13 protein-coding genes are annotated in these 17,154 nt (G+C 67.5%); 2 read left to right on the forward strand and 11 right to left on the reverse strand.

Translation table 11 applies throughout. The features are described 5' to 3' along the window. From A5757_RS01120 to mdlC, 5 genes are all read right to left on the reverse strand, one after another. Positions 1-628, reverse strand: a 628-nt coding sequence (locus tag A5757_RS01120) for a DUF222 domain-containing protein (protein ID WP_156618090.1), incomplete at its 3' end; no start/stop codon positions are given. A 78-nt stretch (positions 629-706) separates the two neighbouring features. Then, positions 707-1,531 (reverse strand): alpha/beta fold hydrolase, encoded by an 825-nt coding sequence (locus A5757_RS01125; protein WP_082929253.1) that lies wholly within the window; start codon positions 1,529-1,531, stop codon positions 707-709. 4 nt (positions 1,532-1,535) lie between these two features. Beyond that, on the reverse strand, positions 1,536-3,407 hold the full coding sequence (locus tag A5757_RS01130; protein WP_066828131.1) for an FAD-linked oxidase C-terminal domain-containing protein: 1,872 nt from the start codon (positions 3,405-3,407) through the stop codon (positions 1,536-1,538). Beyond that, a complete protein-coding gene (locus A5757_RS01135; RefSeq protein ID WP_066828132.1) occupies positions 3,400-3,807 on the reverse strand; it encodes a tautomerase family protein in 408 nt (135 codons plus the stop codon). The genes A5757_RS01130 and A5757_RS01135 overlap by 8 nt, the downstream gene beginning before the upstream one ends. A 3-nt stretch (positions 3,808-3,810) precedes the next feature. Then, a complete protein-coding gene (mdlC, locus tag A5757_RS01140) occupies positions 3,811-5,427 on the reverse strand; it encodes a benzoylformate decarboxylase (protein ID WP_066828133.1) in 1,617 nt (538 codons plus the stop codon). 176 nt (positions 5,428-5,603) lie between these two features. Here mdlC and A5757_RS01145 point away from each other — a divergent pair, with 176 nt between their 5' ends. Then, complete coding sequence (locus A5757_RS01145) at positions 5,604-8,366, forward strand: LuxR family transcriptional regulator (RefSeq protein WP_082929254.1); 2,763 nt, start codon at positions 5,604-5,606, stop codon at positions 8,364-8,366. Positions 8,367-8,376: 10 nt separating this feature from the next. Here the strand turns inward: A5757_RS01145 and A5757_RS01150 are convergent, their stop codons facing one another. Continuing rightward, on the reverse strand, positions 8,377-10,650 hold the full coding sequence (locus tag A5757_RS01150; RefSeq protein WP_156618091.1) for an ATP-dependent DNA ligase: 2,274 nt from the start codon (positions 10,648-10,650) through the stop codon (positions 8,377-8,379). A 438-nt stretch (positions 10,651-11,088) separates the two neighbouring features. On the opposite strand from A5757_RS01150, the gene A5757_RS01155 reads away from it, so the two are divergent. Beyond that, entirely contained in the window at positions 11,089-11,670 is a 582-nt protein-coding gene (locus A5757_RS01155; RefSeq protein ID WP_369815900.1) for a hypothetical protein, read from the forward strand. A 60-nt stretch (positions 11,671-11,730) separates the two neighbouring features. Here A5757_RS01155 and A5757_RS01160 read toward each other — a convergent pair whose 3' ends face one another. Genes A5757_RS01160 through A5757_RS01180 form a run of 5 tightly spaced genes read right to left on the reverse strand, consistent with a single transcriptional unit; the run spans position 11,731 to position 17,081 of the window. Further along, positions 11,731-12,816 carry an ABC transporter ATP-binding protein gene (locus A5757_RS01160; protein WP_066828134.1) on the reverse strand — a complete coding sequence of 362 codons (1,086 nt, stop codon included), beginning with the start codon at positions 12,814-12,816 and terminating at the stop codon, positions 11,731-11,733. Between the two features lie 12 nt (positions 12,817-12,828). Continuing rightward, the gene (locus A5757_RS01165; RefSeq protein WP_066828135.1) at positions 12,829-13,698 is read right to left on the reverse strand and encodes a carbohydrate ABC transporter permease; all 870 of its coding nucleotides are present in this window, start codon (positions 13,696-13,698) and stop codon (positions 12,829-12,831) included. Continuing rightward, positions 13,698-14,678, reverse strand: a complete 981-nt coding sequence (locus tag A5757_RS01170; RefSeq protein WP_066828136.1) for a carbohydrate ABC transporter permease — start codon at positions 14,676-14,678, stop codon at positions 13,698-13,700. The genes A5757_RS01165 and A5757_RS01170 overlap by 1 nt, the downstream gene beginning before the upstream one ends. Then, positions 14,678-16,048 (reverse strand): sugar ABC transporter substrate-binding protein, encoded by a 1,371-nt coding sequence (locus A5757_RS01175; protein WP_066828137.1) that lies wholly within the window; start codon positions 16,046-16,048, stop codon positions 14,678-14,680. Before A5757_RS01175 ends, A5757_RS01170 begins: the two co-directional genes overlap by 1 nt. A 13-nt stretch (positions 16,049-16,061) precedes the next feature. Beyond that, positions 16,062-17,081 (reverse strand): sugar-binding transcriptional regulator, encoded by a 1,020-nt coding sequence (locus tag A5757_RS01180; RefSeq protein ID WP_231983849.1) that lies wholly within the window; start codon positions 17,079-17,081, stop codon positions 16,062-16,064. Positions 17,082-17,154 lie beyond the last annotated feature (73 nt).

Below are 17,154 nucleotides of genomic sequence, written 5' to 3' on the forward strand. Positions count from 1 at the left end.
GGTCATCGCGCTGTTTGTGCTTGGTCACGCCGCGCTTGCGGGCCCGTTCGGTGTCGTCCGGCTCGGGTCCGTCCTGGTCGAGCAGGAACAACATGCGATCAGCGCTGTCCTTGAGCTCCTTCGGACCGGCACCGACTGCAGCGCGGACCAGGTCGACTTCGAACTGCCCACGGGTGGCCGGGTCGACGAAGCCCGGCAATTTGTCGACGGCCTTGCGGATGACATCGACGTGTTCTCCGTTGATGAGCCCGTGGGCTTGGGCCATCGCGGTGGCGGGCAACTTCGGCGGCAGGCACGGCCCGGTCACCGACTGCCGCGGAGCCAGCAGGGCGGCTTCGGTCAGCCGGCGATTGGCCTCGCTGGTCGAGATGCGCCAGCGGACCGAGAGCACCTCTTTCCACGATTTGGCGCCCATCTCCTGCGGGGTGGCCTCGGCCTGCAGGCGGGCCAGCATGCGGTGGCTCACCGAGGGTAGTCGGCACACCAGGATTTCGAGTTCGTCAAGCGCTGCAACGAGATCCGAACGGGCCAGCAGATCGACATCACCGGCGGCCACCCCGTCGAAGGCAGCCCGCAGCGCGGTTACCGCCTCTCGCAGAGCCTCACCCGACATACTTCGAACATACATTCGACCACCGACAAAAATCCTCAGCCATCTGGATCAGAACGCACTCGGCCTTGGCGGTACGCCGGGTGTCCCAGGTCCTCACGTCGGCTGCGTGGCATCGATGGCCTGCTGGATCACTGCCGTCACCGCATCCGGATGCGAGATCAGCGTCAGGTGTGAGCCACCGTCGAAGACGGTGACCTGAGATCTCGCACGTTGCGCCATCGCATGTTCCGACGCGGGCGTGATGATCTGGTCACCGCTGCTGATGAAGTACCACGAGGGGACGTCCTCCCACGCCGCGAACCGCGACGGCGTCTCGAAGGCACTCGTCGACGCCGCCCGCTGGGTCGCCCACAGCCGTGTCGCCTGGTCGGCGGGCAGATCATTGCCGAAGTGCCGCAGGAAGATGTCCCTCTTCAGGTACAGGTCGGAGGCACCGGCGGGTGCACCGGGATACGGAAGTCGGTCGAACAGTTCGCTTTCCGGCTTCTCGTTGAGCACCGAATCGGCACCGCTCAGCGAGCCGTTGGTCTCGCCGACGGCCGGCGCCGCGGCGTCGACGTACACCAGCGCCTTGACATTGGGGTTGCCGGCCGCGGCATTGGTGATCACCGAGCCGCCGTACGAATGTCCGGCCAGCACGATCGGACCCCGCACCGTCGCCAGGAAACCTGCGACATAATCGGAATCGGTGGTCAGGTTCTCCAGTGGATTGGCGATCGCCCGCACCTCGTATCCCCGCTGCTGCAGGGCCGCGACGACGCCGTCCCAGCTGGAGGCGTCAGCCCACGCGCCGTGCACCAGCACGACGGTGGGCGGCAACCCGTCGAGAGGTGCCGCAGGCGCAGGGCCCGAGGCGGCGCCGAGCAGCGCAGCGGCCACGGCCACGGCGCGCAACCCCCGGGTCAGGAGGCCTGGCATCGATTCATCCCCTGACGCCGATCTTGAAGATCAGCGTGGCCAGCGCACCGAAAGCGCCTCGCGCACTGATGTAGAGCCGTTTGGTGTCGTAGCCGGCGACGTCCTTCATCGTTTCCGCCCCGAAGCGAGCCGGCGTCTGGCCGTCGATGACGGTGACGTCGGCCCCGAGCAGGGCGTGTCTGATGTGGTCCCGTTCGACGCCGGCGGCGGTGGCCACCAGCTCGCCGACGGAGCGCTCCGTGGCGGTGGTCGGGATCGCGACGCAGGTGACGCCCTGCTCGTCGAGGTAGCGGTTGACCGACTCGAGGGTGGCGTCGGCGCCGACGACGAAGCTGAGGTTGCCGAGATTGACCGCCATGTCGCTCTTACCGCCGATGGTCAACGGCGCATTCGGATCCGGTGCCCCGCCGCCGGCAAGGGCGGCCCGAACGGCCGCACCGAATCGGCTCACGTCCGGTTCGTCGGCGGATCGTTCGGGCAGCATGACGCCGGGGTTGAGCAACCCGGCTGGATCGAACGCGGTTTTGATCGCCCGCTGGGCGGCGACCTCCACCGGGGTGAAGCGCTCGGTCATGAACGGGATCTTCTCGGTGCCGACGCCATGCTCACCGGTGATGGTGCCACCGAGTTCCAGTGCGGCGGCGATGATCTCATTGTTGGCCGCTTCCAGGGCAGAGGCGGCCAGCGGATTGTCCCTGTCGTAGAACGTCGTCGGATGCAGGTCACCGTCACCGGCGTGCCCGCAAACCGCGATGAACAGCAGTCCGTCGGAGTGGCGCGCGGCGGTGCCCTGGATGGCCTCCTGCATCTCGGGGATCCGGTCCCTCGGCACGGTGACATCACCGATGAAAAAGCCCTTGCCGCTCTGCACCACCGAGTCGGGGGCGTGGAGCCGTCCGTACCAGAGCGCCTCGCGGTCGCTGTCTTCTTCGGCGATCCGCACCTCGGTGGCCCGCTCGCGCAACACCCGCTCGACGATCGGTTGGTCCCGCGCGACTTCCTCAGCGGTGCCGTCGATGTCGATGAGCACGATGGAGTCGGCGTCGAGCGGATAGCCGGTGTCGTAGAACTGTTGCAGCCCGGCGATTCCCGCGCGGTCGAGCCACTCCACCGCGGCGGGGACCACGCCGGTGGCGATGATCGCGGCGATGGTGTCGGCGGCCTCCCTGGCGGTGGCGAACGCACCCATCAGGCTGTGGGTGACCGCGGCGATCGGCCGCAGGGCGACGGTGGCCTCGGTGACGATGCCCAGCGTCCCCTCAGAACCGATGATGAGGCCCAGCAGGTCCGGCCCTTCGTCGTCGGCGCTGAACGTCGCCGTCGACCCGTCGGGCAGCACCACGTCGACCGACAGGATGTGGTTGTAGGTGACGCCGTATTTGAGGGCGTGCGGACCACCGGCGTTCTCGATGATGTTGCCGCCCACCGTCGCCAGGTGCGCGGAGACCGGATCCGGCGAGAAACACAGTCCGTGCGGACGCAGCGCCACCTGGAGATCGAAGTTGATGACACCGGATTCCACTTGGGCACAGCGTTTCTCAGGATGGATATGAAGAATCCGGTTGAGCCCGGACAGGTCCAGCAGGACCTGGCCCGCGGTGGGCATCATGCCGCCCGAGCAGTTCGACGCACCACCGCGCGGGACGATCGCCACACCGCATTCGGCGGCGAGCCGCATGATCGGTGCGATCTCCTCGCGGCCGTGCGGGCGGAGCAGCAGGCCGGCCACACCACCGACTCCCCAGAAGTCGCGGCCGCGTTCGACGAGGACGCCCCGGTCGGTGGTCACCTCGCCGTGGGCCGCGGCGGCAGCGGCGAACCGCTCGACGGCATCGATGCCGACGATGCGCGATGTGTCAGCGGTCGTGTCAGTCATCGTACTTGTGCTCCTTCAACCAGGCCTCTTCTTCCCCTGGCGCGGGTAACGCGCGGCCGCCCTCGACGGCGAGATGCGCTGGGCTGTTCTGGATCACGACCAGGACCCGCTTGGCGGGGATTCCGGTCACTCGGGAGGCGGCCGCAGCGATCTCGGCGACCAGTTGGCTGCTCTGGGCCTCCGGGTGACCGGTACGGACCCAACCGTTGATCAGCAGCGGCTGTGCGGGTTGTCCGTTGGTGTAGACGTTGTCGGGCGCCAACTCGTGGAAGACCACGTTGACGTAAGTGCCGGGGACGTGGTTGATCATCGAGTGGATCCTGGTCACTTCGGCCGCGAGTTCGCCTTTGACGTCCGTGCTCAGGACGGACGTCACCGTCGTACAGGTGTAGACCGGCATCGCTCAGCCCAGGACCGGGAGATGCGACTGGGTGGGTATCACGAGGACGGTGGGCCCGTCGGCCTCGAGCGCGGCCTTGAATTCCCGGGTCAGTTCCTCGGTGCTGCCGACCGTCGCCGTCCGGCATCCGAAACCGGCTGCCAGCAAGGCGATGTCGAGATCTGGTAGATCCAGACCGGGGACGTTGGGAGTCTCCTCGAGGATGGCGAACGACTTGAGCACGCAGTATTCGCCGTTACGTTGCACCACGAACACGATCGGGAGCTTGTGCTGAGCCGCGGTCCAGATGGCCTGTATCGAGTACTGGAATGATCCGTCACCGATTGAGGCGACGACGGTCCGCTTGACTCCCCGGGCGCGGTCTCCGAGCGCGACGCCCACCGCCGCGGGCACACCCCAGCCGATACCGCCGCTGCCGGTCGCGAAGAAGCTGCCCGGGCGTCGTGTGGGCCACCACCGGATGAGATCGGCCAACGTGGAGGTGGACTCCATGACGACCGCCGCATCCTCGGGTTTGACCGAGCTCAGCACCGCGTAGACGTCGTTGGGCAGCAGAGGTGCGGTGGCCATCGGGAGATCGCCGCTGAAGTCCCGGCTGAGCCCCGGCGGGGCCTTCCGGTCCGCCGGCACCTCCACCAGGTGCACGAGCTGTTCCAGGACGGTGCCCATGTCGCCGAGCAGGCTGTCGCCCACCGGCGCCACCGCGGCGAGGTGCGGGTCGCCGGTGACCTGGATCAGCTCGGTTCCTTCGGGCAGATACTCGCCCGGGATGAAGGGGTAGTAGCTGAACACCTGGGCGCCGATCACGATGACCAGGTCAAAGCCACGCACGGCGTCGGCGACGCCGGCGATGGTCAGCGGCAACGGCCCCGCATACAGGGGGTGGTCCTCGGGGAACGAGCACCGGGGCGCCAACGGACCGCCGTGGACCGGCGCCCGCAACTTCTCCGCGAACGCGATGCCGGCATCCCAGGCGCCGGCGCGGTCCACCTCGGGACCCAGCACCAGCAGCGGTCGCTGCGCCCGGCTGATCCGGTCGGCGAACTCGCGTAACCGGTCCTCGTCGGGCTGGACGCGCCGGCTGACCGTGCGCACCACCGCGGGGCCCAACGCCGGCTTGTTCCAGTCGTCGAGCGGAATGGACAGGAAGACCGGGCCTGCCGGCGGCTGGGTCGCCACCGCATATGCCCGCATGAAGGCTCCGGGCACGTCCTCGGCGCGCGCCGGTTCATAGGCCCACTTCACCCAGGGCTGCGGCATCAGCGTCGCGTCCGGATTGTTCAGATAGGGGTCGCACAGCGTCATCTCGCGGGTCTGCTGGCCGGCGGTGACGATCATCGGCGTATTCGCCCGGTAGGCCGCGATCAGGCTGCCCATCGCGTTGCCGGTACCGGCCGCAGTATGCAGATTCACCAGTGCCGGCTTTCCGGTGGCCTGCGCGTAACCGTCGGCCATCGCCAGCACCGACGCCTCCTGGAGGCCCAGTACATAGGTGAAGTCGTCCGGGAAGTTCTGCAGGAACGTCTGTTCGGTCGACCCCGGGTTCCCGAACACAGTGGTCAGCCCCAGCTTGCGGAGCAGATCGTAGGTGACCTGATGGACGGTCTTCTCGTCGGTCATGAGGTTTCCTTCGTCAACGGGTCGGGTAGTGGACTCGTCAAAATCAGACACCTTGCCGGGCCCGGGCGACCCCGTGGAAACCACGGGTCGCACGAAACCAGGCAGACCGGTATGGCCCTGGGCGGCCCATTTCTGATCGTGATTTCGGCCTGCCGTCGCGGCGCTGAGGTGCGAGGATGACCCGCATGGGCCGCGAGGACGCCACCCGCGCCGCGCTACTGGGGCGTCGCCGCGAGCAGCGCCTGCTGACCGAGTTGGTCGACCGCGGGCGCCAGGGCCGCAGCGGCACCCTGGTTCTGCGTGGCGATGCGGGCATCGGAAAAACGACCCTGCTCGGCGACGCGATTGCTGACGCACCCGACCTCCGGACCATCCAGATCAGCGGTGCCGAATCGGAGTTGGAGCTGGCCTACGCAGGCGTACAGCAACTGTGCACTTCTTTGCTGACCGGCCTCGATCGGCTACCGCAGCCACAGCGCGACGCCTTGGAGGTGGCACTGGGCCTACGGTCCGGCGCCGTACCGGACCGGTTGCTGGTGGGGCTGGCGATCCTGTCCCTGCTCGGAGAGGCCGGCGCCGGGCACGCGACCATCTGCGTCATCGACGACGCGCAGTGGGTCGATCACGCGTCGATGCAGGCGTTGGCCTTCGTCGCGCGCCGGTTGGCCGCCGACCCGGTGGTGATGATCTTCGCGGCGCGTCCCTTCGGCGCCGAGGAACTGGCCGGGCTGCCCGAACTCGTCGTGGGTAGCCTCGCCGATGCCGACGCCCGCGCCCTGCTCGAAGTCGTGCTGCCGGGCCGCATCGACGAGACCGTGCGGGAGAACATCCTGACCGAGGCGGACGGTAACCCGCTGGCATTGCTCGAGTTGCAGGGCGCGCTGGCACCCGCTGCGTTGGCGGGCGGCTACGGGCTGGCGGCCGCCGAACCGGTGGCGACGCGCATCGAGCAGACCTACGGCCGACGCCTGCGAGAACTGCCCCAGCCGGCGCGCACGCTTCTTCTGCTCGCGGCCTCCGAGCCCACCGGCGAGCCGACGTGGTTGTGGGCCGCCGCCGCCCGACTCGACGTGCCGGCCGACGCGAGTGTCCCCGCGGAGAAGAGCGGGCTCGTAACCGTGGATTCGCGTCTGCGGTTCCGTCATCCGCTGGTGCGTTCCGCTATCTACCGCAGCGCGTCGCCGTCAGAACGACAGCAGGCCCACGCGGCGCTGGCCGAGGTCATCTCGGGTCCCACTGCGGACGAGCACAGAGCCTGGCACCGCGCCCACGCCACGAACGCTCCCGACGAGGCGGTGGCGACCGCATTGGTCGACGCGGCCGAGCGGGCACGCCGCCGGGGCGGCGCGGCGGCAGCCGCGGCGTTCCTGGCCTACGCAGTGGAAGTGACGCCCGATCCCGTCGACCGGGCGGAGCGCGCCCTCGCGGCGGCCAGGGCGAAATTGGATGCCGCCGACCCCCCAGCGGCTACCAGACTGCTCGGCTGGGTGGCCGCGGCGGGGAGCGAATTACTCGATGCGCGAGCAGATCTGGTGCGGGCGAAGGTCGCCTTCGCGGCCCGGCGTGGTCGCGATGCACCACCGCTGCTGCTCGCCGCAGCCGAACGGCTGCGGTCGTTCGACCCCGTCCTCGCGCGGGAGACCTACCTCGAGGCGTTGATGGCCGCGATGATCACCGGCCGGCTGTACGCCGGCGAGCACACCTCGGCCGCGGCGATGGCAGAGGCGGCACGTCATGCGCCTCCCCCGTCGGATCCGCCCACGTCGGTCGACCTGTTTCTCGACGGGCTCGTCGTCCGGCTCACCGAGGGCCACGGCCCCGCAGCTTCGTTGTTGACGCGAGCAGTCGAGAAATATCTGGAGGACGACGAGGCCGGCACCGCCGATCCGCGCTGGCACGACATCACCAACCGGGTGATGCTCGATCTGTTCCTCCAGGACACCTACTACACCCTCAACGCGCGGCAGACCGCCATGTTGCGCGCGGCCGGCGAGCTGACGATCCTGTCCGCCGCTCTGACCACCCATGCGGGGGCGTGTGTCACAGCGGGCGACTTCACTGCGGCCGCAGAGTTACTCGAGCAGTCCGACGCCATCGCCACGGCAATCAGCGCACCCCCGCACCGGTCCATCCGCACCTACCTCGCCGCCTGCCGCGGGCGGGACGACGAGGCACAGCGGTTGGCGGAAGCCACGATCAGAGAGGCCACCGAACGCGGTGAAGGCAGCGAGGTCACCGTCGTGCTCTTTTCACTGGCAGTGCTGCACAACGGCCTCGCCCACTACGAGGACGCGTTCAGGGCGTCCGCCACGGCACTGGAGTTCGACGACGTCGGCATGACCGGCCATCTGCTCAACGAACAGGTGGAGGCCGCCGCGCGCACCGGCCGTCGGGACATCGCGGAATCCGCGGCCGGTCGGCTGATCGAACGCGCCGCGGCGTCACCGACCCCCACCGCCCTGGGTTATGCGGCGCGCGCGAGAGCACTGCTGTCCTCGGGACCTGACGCTGAACGCGAATACCTCACGGCGATAGCGGAATTGGAGAACGCCCCGCTCGATGTGCTCACCGCGCGCACGCACTTGATTTTCGGTGAGTGGCTGCGACGAGCGAACCGGCGTGCCGACGCGAGCAGCCGACTGCGCGTCGCCTACGAAAAGTTCGTTCAGATGGGGGCCGACGGTCTCGCCGAGCGGGCGCGCCGGGAGCTCCACGCGGCGGGTGAACCACAGCGCAAGGAGCGAGGTGACATCTCGATGACCACGCTGACGACACAGGAGAGCTACATCGCCCGGCTCGCCGGCGACGGCTACACGAACTCGGAGATCGCCGGCCACCTGTTCCTCAGCCCCCGCACCGTCGAATGGCACCTGAGCAAGATCTTCGTCAAACTCGGGGTGTCGTCGCGCCGCGAGTTGCGGCGCCTGCGCGGTGAATGAGCGTTCCGCACTACTCCCACACCACGTCATCCGGACTCTTGTCCGGCCGCAGCCCGCGCCAGCTGGCCTGTCGGAGTCGTCCGTCCGACGTGCGTTCGCTGTAACGCACCTCCCCGACCAGTTCCGGCCGCACGAAGGTCACCCCCTTCGAATCCTGGGTGGGAAGCCTTGCGGCGAAGGGCGATTCATCGGTGTGCAGCGGTTGCAGGGTTTTCTTGAGGTCGGCCAGCGCCTTGTCGGTGAATCCGGTGCCGACGCGGCCGGCGAACTCCAGGCCGTCCGGCCCGGGGATACCGAGCACCAGCGCCCCGATACCGCTGCTGCGACCGCCTTCACCCTGCCGCCACCCGCCGATCACGACTTCCTGGGTCATCCACAGTTTGTCCTTGATCCACGCCGACGACCGTCGCCCGGGCTGATACGTCGAGTCCCATTTCTTGGCGACGACCCCTTCCCATCTGCGTTCGCGCGCATGCTCGAGCGCCTCCGGCCCGTCGCCGTCGAGCAGGTCGGGGACGATGAGACTGCCGCCTTCGGCGAGGGTTTCGAGAATTCTCCTGCGATCGCGGTACTTCGCCTTGAGCAGCCAGCGCCCGTCGAGGCGCAGGATGTCGAACGCCCAGAACTCGACGCGGGTGGCGCGGGCGCGGTTCTGCATCTGTCCGAAGCTCGGCACCCCCTTCTCGTCGAGCGCGACGATTTCACCGTCGAGCGTCACATGATGGTCGGCGAGATCGGCTGCCAGCGCGCGCAATTGAGGGAACTCGGCGGTGACGTCACGCCCGCTTCGCGACTTCAGGCACAGCGTGCCGTGGTCGGCGTCGACGAGCAGGCGGTATCCGTCCCACTTACCCTCGAACGCCCACTGTTCGGCGGAGTATTTCTCGATCGAGCCGTGAGTGGCGAGCATCGGCGCGAAGTCCTCGAATGTGGGGTTCGCCTGCTCCTTCATCCGGTGCGCGAGCCAGTTCTTACCGTCGGTCTGGATCAGGGCGTAGCGGCCGTCGATCTTGCTGCCGTGCAAGGTGACGATGACTTCGCCGCCCTTCGCCGGACCGTCCGGCGCATGATCGTTGAACTTCTCGGTCTCATAGGTGCCGGTATCCCAGACGATCATGTCCCCGCCGCCGTACTCCCCTTTCGGGATGGTGCCGTGGAAGGTCAGGTACTCCAGCGGATGGTCCTCGGTGTGTACGGCGAGCCGGTTCTCAGCAGGACTCTCGGGCAGGTTCTTGGGCACCGCCCAGCTGACCAGCACACCGTCGCGTTCCAGGCGCAGGTCGTAGTGCAGCCGTCGCGCGTGGTGTTCCTGGATGACGAAGCGATCGTTGTTGCCGACTTTCGGCGGCCGCGGTGGCACCGGCTCCGGCGTCTTCGACGGATCGCGCATGCTGCGGTATTTGGTCAGCCGATCCTCGACAGGCACCTTGTCGTCGAGATCGGCGAGCAGATCGCCGAACTGCTCGATGCGCTCGAGGACCTCGTCGAAACGCAGATGCCGTAGATCGGGGTCGGCGAACTCGTCCCAGGTGCGCGGCGCGGCGACCGTCGGCTCGTCGCGGCCCCGCATCGAGTACGGCGCGATGGTCGTCTTGTTGCCGTTGTTCTGGCTCCAGTCCAGGAACACCTTGCCGTCGCGCAGGCTCTTGGTCATCGTCGCGGTGACCTGTTTGGGCATCGTCTTCTCGAGCTGCTGGGCCACCCGCTTGGCGAGCACGGAGGCGCCCTGGCTGCTGATCGGCTCGTCGAGCGGCACGTACAGGTGCAGGCCCTTGCTGCCGCTCGTCACCGGATACACCGTCAGCCCCATCCCGGTGATGAGGTCGCGGACCTCGTGGGCCACCTCGCAGAGCTGTCGGAACGTGACTCCTTCGCCGGGATCGAGGTCGAACACCACGCGGGTAGCCGGGCCGGGCTTCAGGTCACCCGGTTCACCGACGAAGCGCCACTGCGGGACGTGCACCTCCAGCGACGCCTGCTGTGCCAGCCACGCCAGACCTTCGCGGGTGTTGATCAGCGGATAGGTGGTGGTGCCGGACTTGTGCACGATCGTGCCGCGGTCCAGCCAGTCCGGGGCGGAGCTGGCCAGCTGCTTCTCGAAGAACTCCAGCTCGCCGACGCCGTTGGGCCAGCGTTTACGGGTGACCGCCCGGCCGGCGATGTGCGGCACCATCGCCTCGGCGACGTTGACGTAGTACTCGAAAACCTCCGCCTTGGTGGTACCCGTCGCCGGGTACAGCACCTTGTCCGGATTGGTCAGGCGCACCCGACCGTAATGGTCCATCACCTCTTTCCCCACGACTGAGTATTACCCCTTTGACCCGCTCGGCCCTCGCCGAGTTCTACCTGAGGGTTGTTCCGCACGTCCGACAACGACCCTCACGTCGAACTCGCCGTCCACAGCCGCCGCTTTGTCCACAGGCCGGGCCCCGCCGCGCCCGCGACGGTCGCTTCGCGTCGGGTGGCCGCAACAGCATTCGATGCATGCCAGAACCCCTGATTGGAGTCGAAGCCATCGCCGGCGGTGCGTTGACGCGCGGACAACTGCGGGCGCGCTACGCGCCGCGCACTATTCTCCTCCAACGCCTCGGCCGCCTGGCTGTGGACCGGGCGCCGCGGCGTCATCGCCGGCCGAGCCGCCGCCGCGTTGCACGGTGCGAAGTGGGTCGACGCGACGACGCCAATCGAGATCATCGCCGAGCACGGCCGCCGTAGAGACGGTGTGATCGTCCGCGAGGAGAGGATCGGCGACGAGGAGGTCGCCTACCTCGGCGACCTCCCCGTCACCTCGCCGGCGCGCACGGCATTCGACCTCGCCCGCCATCTTCCGCGCGTCGCCGCCGTCGTTCATCTCGACGCCTTGGCCGCCGCAACGGGCGTGCGCGCTGCCGACACCGCGCCGTTGTTCCTGCGCTACCGCGGGGCGCGAGGCGTCCGGGCCGCGACCGTCGCACTGGGCCTGTTGGACGCCGGTGCCCAATCACCGCAGGAAAATCGGCTGCGTCTCACACTCATCGACGGCGGCTTGCCCAGGCCCAGGACACAGATCCGCGTCACCGACGGATATTCGGAGGCCTTCATCGACATGGGGTACGACGAGCCGAAGGTCGGTCTCGACTACGAGGGGGCGCATCACGCGACGAATCGGGGCCAGTACGTGCACGACATCGGCCGCGCCGAACTCCTCGACCGCGAAGGCTGGATCGACCTTCGCGTGGTGGCCGAGCACAGCAAGCTGTTCATTCTGCACCGCGTCCGGCAAGCCTTCGCCGAACGCGGTTGGAAGCCAACGACTTCTACGTGAGGGTCGTTTCCCACGCCGAAGCACGACCCTGGCGTAGAACTCGTCGCGAGCAGACGCCGGCTAGTTCAACCGCTCACCCGTCTGCGGGTGGAACAGGTGCACCGCACCCTCGGGATGGCGGTCCAGCCGCACCGTGTCGGCCAGCCGCGGCGCCGTACGCGGGTTGCACCGCGCCACCAGTTCGACGCCTGAGCCCGAGCTGGCGTGGGTGTACACATACGCCTCGCTGCCGAGGTCCTCCACCAGGTCGACGACGACTTCGACGCCCCCGGAGTCGACGATCTCGAGCTGCTCGGGCCGGATACCGAAAGTGACCTCGGACAGTCCCGCCTCGCTCACCTTGGTCAGGTCGTCGCGTTGCAGCACGAGCGTGGAGTCGCCGACCTTCAACCCGTCGGGCACCACCGGCAGCGTGACGAGGTTCATCGCGGGCGAGCCGATGAAGCCGGCGACGAACGCGTTGGCCGGCCGGTCGTACAGATCGTTGGGCGACGCGAACTGCTGCAGTTTGCCGAAGCGCAGGACCGCCACCCGATCCCCCATCGTCATGGCCTCCACCTGATCGTGGGTGACGTAGACGGTGGTGGTACCCAAACGCCGCTGCAGCGCGGCGATCTGGGTGCGGGTCTGCACGCGCAGCTTGGCGTCCAGGTTCGACAGCGGCTCGTCCATGCAGAACACCTGCGGCTCACGGACGATGGCGCGACCCATCGCCACGCGCTGGCGCTGCCCGCCGGACAGCTTGGCGGGCTTGCGGTCCAGGAACTCGGTGAGGTCGAGGATTTTGGCCGCCTCCTCGACTTTGCGGCGCCGCTCGTCGGCCGACACTCCGCGCAACTTCAGGGCGAAGCCCATGTTCTCGGCGACGGTCTTGTTCGGGTACAGCGCGTAGTTCTGGAACACCATCGCGATGTCCCGGTCCTTCGACGGCACGCCGACCATGTTCTTGCCGCCGATCTCGATGGCGCCTTCGTCGATCTCCTCGAGACCTGCGAGCATCCGCAGCGCGGTGCTCTTACCCGAACCGGACGGCCCGACCAGGACGACGAATTCACCGTCGACGATGTCGAGGTTGAGCGAATCCACCGCGAGCTTGTCCGAACCCTCGTAGATGCACGAAGCGTTCTTATACGTGATCGATGCCATTGGTCGCTTCCTTTACTTGATCGCGCCGAACGAGAGTCCGCGCACCAGCTTGTTCTGCGCCAACCACCCGCAGATGATGACGGGCAGTGCGGCCATGGTCGCGGCCGCCGACAGGACGGCCCAGTACTGCCCCTCGCCCGCGATGAAACCGACGAGGTAGACGGGCATGGTCTGGGCGTTCACCGCGGTGAGGTTCACCGCAAAGAAGAATTCGTTCCACGCGAAGATCACGCAGATCAGCGCGGTGGCCGCGATACCGGGTGACACCAGCGGCAGGATCACCTCACGCACGGATCGCCACAGGCTGGCGCCGTCGAGGCTGGCCGCCTCCAGCAGTTCAGCGGGCACTTCGAGGAAGAACGACCGCATCATCCACACCGCGATCGGCAGATTCATCGCGGTGTAGAGGATGACCAGCGCCCAGATATTGTCCAGCAGGCCGATGTTCGACACGATCACGTACAGCGGCAGGATGACGGCCACGATGGGCAGCATCTTGGTGCTCATGAAGAAGAACAGCGCGTCCTGGGTCTTGCGTACCGGCCGCAGCGACAGCGCGAATGCCGCGGGCACGCCGAGAAGCAACACGATCACCGTCGAAAGACCGGTCGCGAACAGCGAATTCAGCATCGCCGGGCCGATGGCCTGATCGAACACCGCCGTGAACTGGTCGAGGGTCGGGGTGAAGAACAGTGTCGGCGGGCTGGTCGCGGCGTCGCCCTCCTGCTTGAAGGCGGTCAGCACCATCCAGAACACCGGGAAGAAGAACCCGAGCGCAACCAGCCAGGCCACCACGCCCCACGGACTGAACTTGCGGCTCTTCTTCTTCGACTTGACGGCGGGTTCGGTTGTCGCCGAATCCTTCTCGACTGTGGTAGTCATCAGGCCGCCTCTTCCTTTCCGGTGAACGATTTGAAGATCAGCCGCAGCGCGAAGTTGGCGATGACGATCGTGAAGATCACCACCACGACGCCCATGGCCGCCGCCTGGCCCATGTCGAAGCCGAGGAACGCGCGCTGGTAGATGTAGAACGGCAGATTCGCACTCGCGATGCCGGGCCCACCCTGGGTCATCATGTAGATGGCGTCGAAAGTGTTCATCAGATAGATCGCGCCGAGCACGACGCCCAGCTCGATGAAGCGCCGAAGGTGGGGCAGCGTCAGCTCGCGGAAGAGCTGGAGGGCGCCCGCACCGTCGACTCGACCGGCCTCCAGGATGTCGCGAGGCATCGACTGGAGGCCGGCGAGGATCAGAAGCATCATGAACGGAGTCCACTGCCAGATCAGTTCGACCATCACCATCGTCAGCGGGAACTGGCCGATCCAGTCCACCTTGCCGACACCGACCAACGACAGCAGCCAGTTGAGGATGCCGTTGTTCGGATCGAGGATGGTCGTCTTCCAGATCAGCGCCGCCGCAACGGGTGTGACGAGGAACGGTGTGATGAGCAGGGTCCGGACGATGCCGCGCCCGAGGAACGCCCGGTCGAGCAGCAGTGCCAGCATCAGGCCCAGGAACGCCGAGATCAGCACCACGCCGACGATGAGGACGACGGTGTTGAACGCCACCGACCAGAATTGGCTGTCCTTGACGACGGCGACGTAGTTCTGGAATCCGACGAACTGACGTGATCCGGGACGGACCAGGTTCCACGACAGCGTCGAATAGTAGAGCGTGAACAGGAACGGGATCTGCGTGACGAGAATCATGAAGATCAGCGCCGGCAACAGCGGTCCACGCCGCCGCCAGCCCTCGGCCCGGCTCACCCCGGCGCCCTGAGCCGCCTTGATCTTCCGGACCCGTTCGGCCACCGCCTGTTCGGAGGCGTCGGCCTCGGATGCGGTTTCGGAGGTAACGGTCATCACTTCTCCTGGTAGGTCCGGCCGACGACCTCGGCGTATTCCTGCGCCTGATCGAGCGCCTCGTCCACCGACTTCTGTCCGGCGATCGCCGCGCTGATCTGCTGGCTCACCCGCGTCCCGAGGTCCTGGAACTCCGGGATGCCGACGAACTGGATCCCGGTGTAGGGCACCGGTTCCACGGTCGGCTGGTTCGGCGTGGCGTTCTCGATCGACCGCAGTGTGAGCGGCCCGTACGACTGTGAGATCGCCTCGTATTCAGGCAGTTCGGTGTAGGTCGACACCCGGCTGCCCGGTGGGACGCGGGCCCAGCCCAGCTTCTCGCCCACCAGCTTCATGTAGTCCTTGCTGGTCATCCAGGAGATGAACTTCCATGCGCCGTCGGGGTTCTTGGCCCCCTTCGGGATGCCGAGGGCCCAGGTGTAGAGCCATCCGGAATTCGGCTTCTCGACGATCGGGGCCGGCAGATAGCCGATCTTGCCCACCAGTTCCGGATACTCCTGGGGATCCTCGAGCACCGAGACCGCCGACGTCGCGTCGTACCACATCGCGGTCTGGCCTTGGCCGAACAGGTTGGCGCACTCCTGGAAACCTGTCGAGGCGGCGCCGAGTTCGCCGAAGTTCTTGACCGTGTCGACGTAGAAGTTGACGGCCTCCTTCACCTCGGGGCTGTTGAGCTGCGCGTTCCACTGTTCGTCGAACCAGCGTCCGCCGAAGGTGTTGATCACCGTGTCCAACGGAGCGAGCACCTCACCCCATCCGGGCTTTCCGCGCAGACAGATCCCGGCGCGGTCGTCGGTCTTGAGCTGCTCCGCCCACTGCGCGACCTCCGGCCACGTCGGCTGGTAGTCCGGGCTCTGGTCGACGGTGATACCGGCCGCCTCGAACAGGTCCTTGCGGTACATCAGGAACGACGATTCGCCATAGAAGGGCACCGCGTACATGTCGCCCTCGTAGGACAGCGATTCGCGCAGCGACGAGATGAAATCCCCTTCGTCGTAGCCGGGTGTGTCCGCCATGTACTCCGAGAGGTTCACCAGCCAGCCGTCCCTGGCCCACTGCGGCGTCTCGAAATTGCTGATCATGGCGACGTCGAATTCGCTGCCGCCCATCGCCGCGGACATCGTGATCTTGGCGCGGGCCTGATTCTCCGACAGCGTGATGAACTTGAGCTTGGTGCCGGGGTTTTCCCGCTCGAACTCGCTCGACAGCTGCTGGGCGTCGGTCATCTGTGAGTTGGACACCAACGCGATCGTGACCTGATTGTCCGAGGCGCCGAGGCTGCCTGCGCCGGAGCAGCCAGCGGTGAACGCCAGTGCGGCCGCGGCCGTACATGCCGCCAACCGGTGGAGCACTCGTCGTCGAGTCTTCACGGGGAACCTTCCTTCACAACTCTTGGGAGCGGGCCAGCAACCAACGGGCACAGTCGATGTCGCAGACGAGCAGTTTGGCCAGCCCGCCGCGCAGCGCGGCGAGCGTCGCGTGGTGTTTACCGGCGCCGCTTGAGATCAGCAGCGATTTGCCGCACTCCCGGACATCTTCGAGCGGCACCGAGACCGCGCGCTGCTGCAGTTCGGTGTCGACGGGTTTGCCCTCGGCATCGAAGAAGCGGCCGCCGATCTCACCCACCGCGCCGGCGGCGATCTGCTCGTCGAGCATGCGGGAGTCGAGATAGCTGCCCTCGAACAGCGTGGTGGACGTCGACACGGCGCCCACCCCGAACATCATCACGTCGGCGCGCCTACCCGCTTCGAGCGTCCGCGAGATCACCGAATCGCTGCGCATCGACGCCACCGTGCTGGGGTCGGCGTACAACGGGGCCGGCAGCCGGATCGTCTCGGCGTGCAGCAGGTCCGCGCACCGGCCCAGGATCAACTCCACACCGGTTTGATAGGCCGCACTCGACATCGCGCCGTCGAGCTGGACCACCGCGCGACAGGTGGCCACCCCGGGGGACATCGCCGTCGCGACCGCCACCTGCTCGGGCCCCCAGGTGAATCCGAGGACGTCGTCGGGAGCGAGCCTGCGCAAGAGCAGCGCGGCGGCCGCGCGCCCGACGCTGGCGAACGCCGACGGCCGGCCCGGCGCGCCGACGTCGGCACCGTGCCCGGCCACCACCACCTCGGTCAGTCCGAACCGGGCTTCGAGCTCGCGCTCCTCGTCGGCGTGCAGGTCGTCGCGCAGATCTGGCGGCACCACGACGTCGATGCGCACCAGCCCCCTGGCCTTGGCGCGGGCCACAAGCCGGCCCGCGGTCGGTCGGCTGACACCCAACCGCGCCGCGATCTGCGCCTGGGTCAGGCCGTCCAGGTAGTAGAGGGTCGCCGCCCGCAGCGCCAGCCGCAGATCCTCCGGAGCGCGCGCAGCCGGCTGGCCGTTCACCACCGATGCGGGAGCTGACGCCACCCGGACACTCCTCTCTCCACCGTGAGCATATGCTCACGGGTGCGTGTAGATGCTCATCACGCTAGCATGGGGG

Origin of the sequence: Mycobacterium sp. 852013-51886_SCH5428379, from assembly GCF_001665575.1 — a bacterium.
Lineage (GTDB): Bacteria > Actinomycetota > Actinomycetes > Mycobacteriales > Mycobacteriaceae > Mycobacterium.

Bases quoted from the DNA above. Each gene is read 5' to 3' on its own strand.
- A5757_RS01170 (WP_066828136.1), bottom strand. From the start codon at position 14,678: ATGACCGTTACCTCCGAAACCGCATCCGAGGCCGACGCCTCCGAACAG.
- A5757_RS01160 (WP_066828134.1), bottom strand. From the start codon at position 12,816: ATGGCATCGATCACGTATAAGAACGCTTCGTGCATCTACGAGGGTTCG.
- A5757_RS01135 (WP_066828132.1), bottom strand. From the start codon at position 3,807: ATGCCGGTCTACACCTGTACGACGGTGACGTCCGTCCTGAGCACGGAC.
- A5757_RS01130 (WP_066828131.1), bottom strand. From the start codon at position 3,407: ATGACTGACACGACCGCTGACACATCGCGCATCGTCGGCATCGATGCC.
- A5757_RS01165 (WP_066828135.1), bottom strand. From the start codon at position 13,698: ATGACTACCACAGTCGAGAAGGATTCGGCGACAACCGAACCCGCCGTC.
- A5757_RS01150 (WP_156618091.1), bottom strand. From the start codon at position 10,650: ATGGACCATTACGGTCGGGTGCGCCTGACCAATCCGGACAAGGTGCTG.
- A5757_RS01125 (WP_082929253.1), bottom strand. From the start codon at position 1,531: ATGCCAGGCCTCCTGACCCGGGGGTTGCGCGCCGTGGCCGTGGCCGCT.
- mdlC (WP_066828133.1), bottom strand. From the start codon at position 5,427: ATGACCGACGAGAAGACCGTCCATCAGGTCACCTACGATCTGCTCCGC.
- A5757_RS01145 (WP_082929254.1), top strand. From the start codon at position 5,604: ATGACCCGCATGGGCCGCGAGGACGCCACCCGCGCCGCGCTACTGGGG.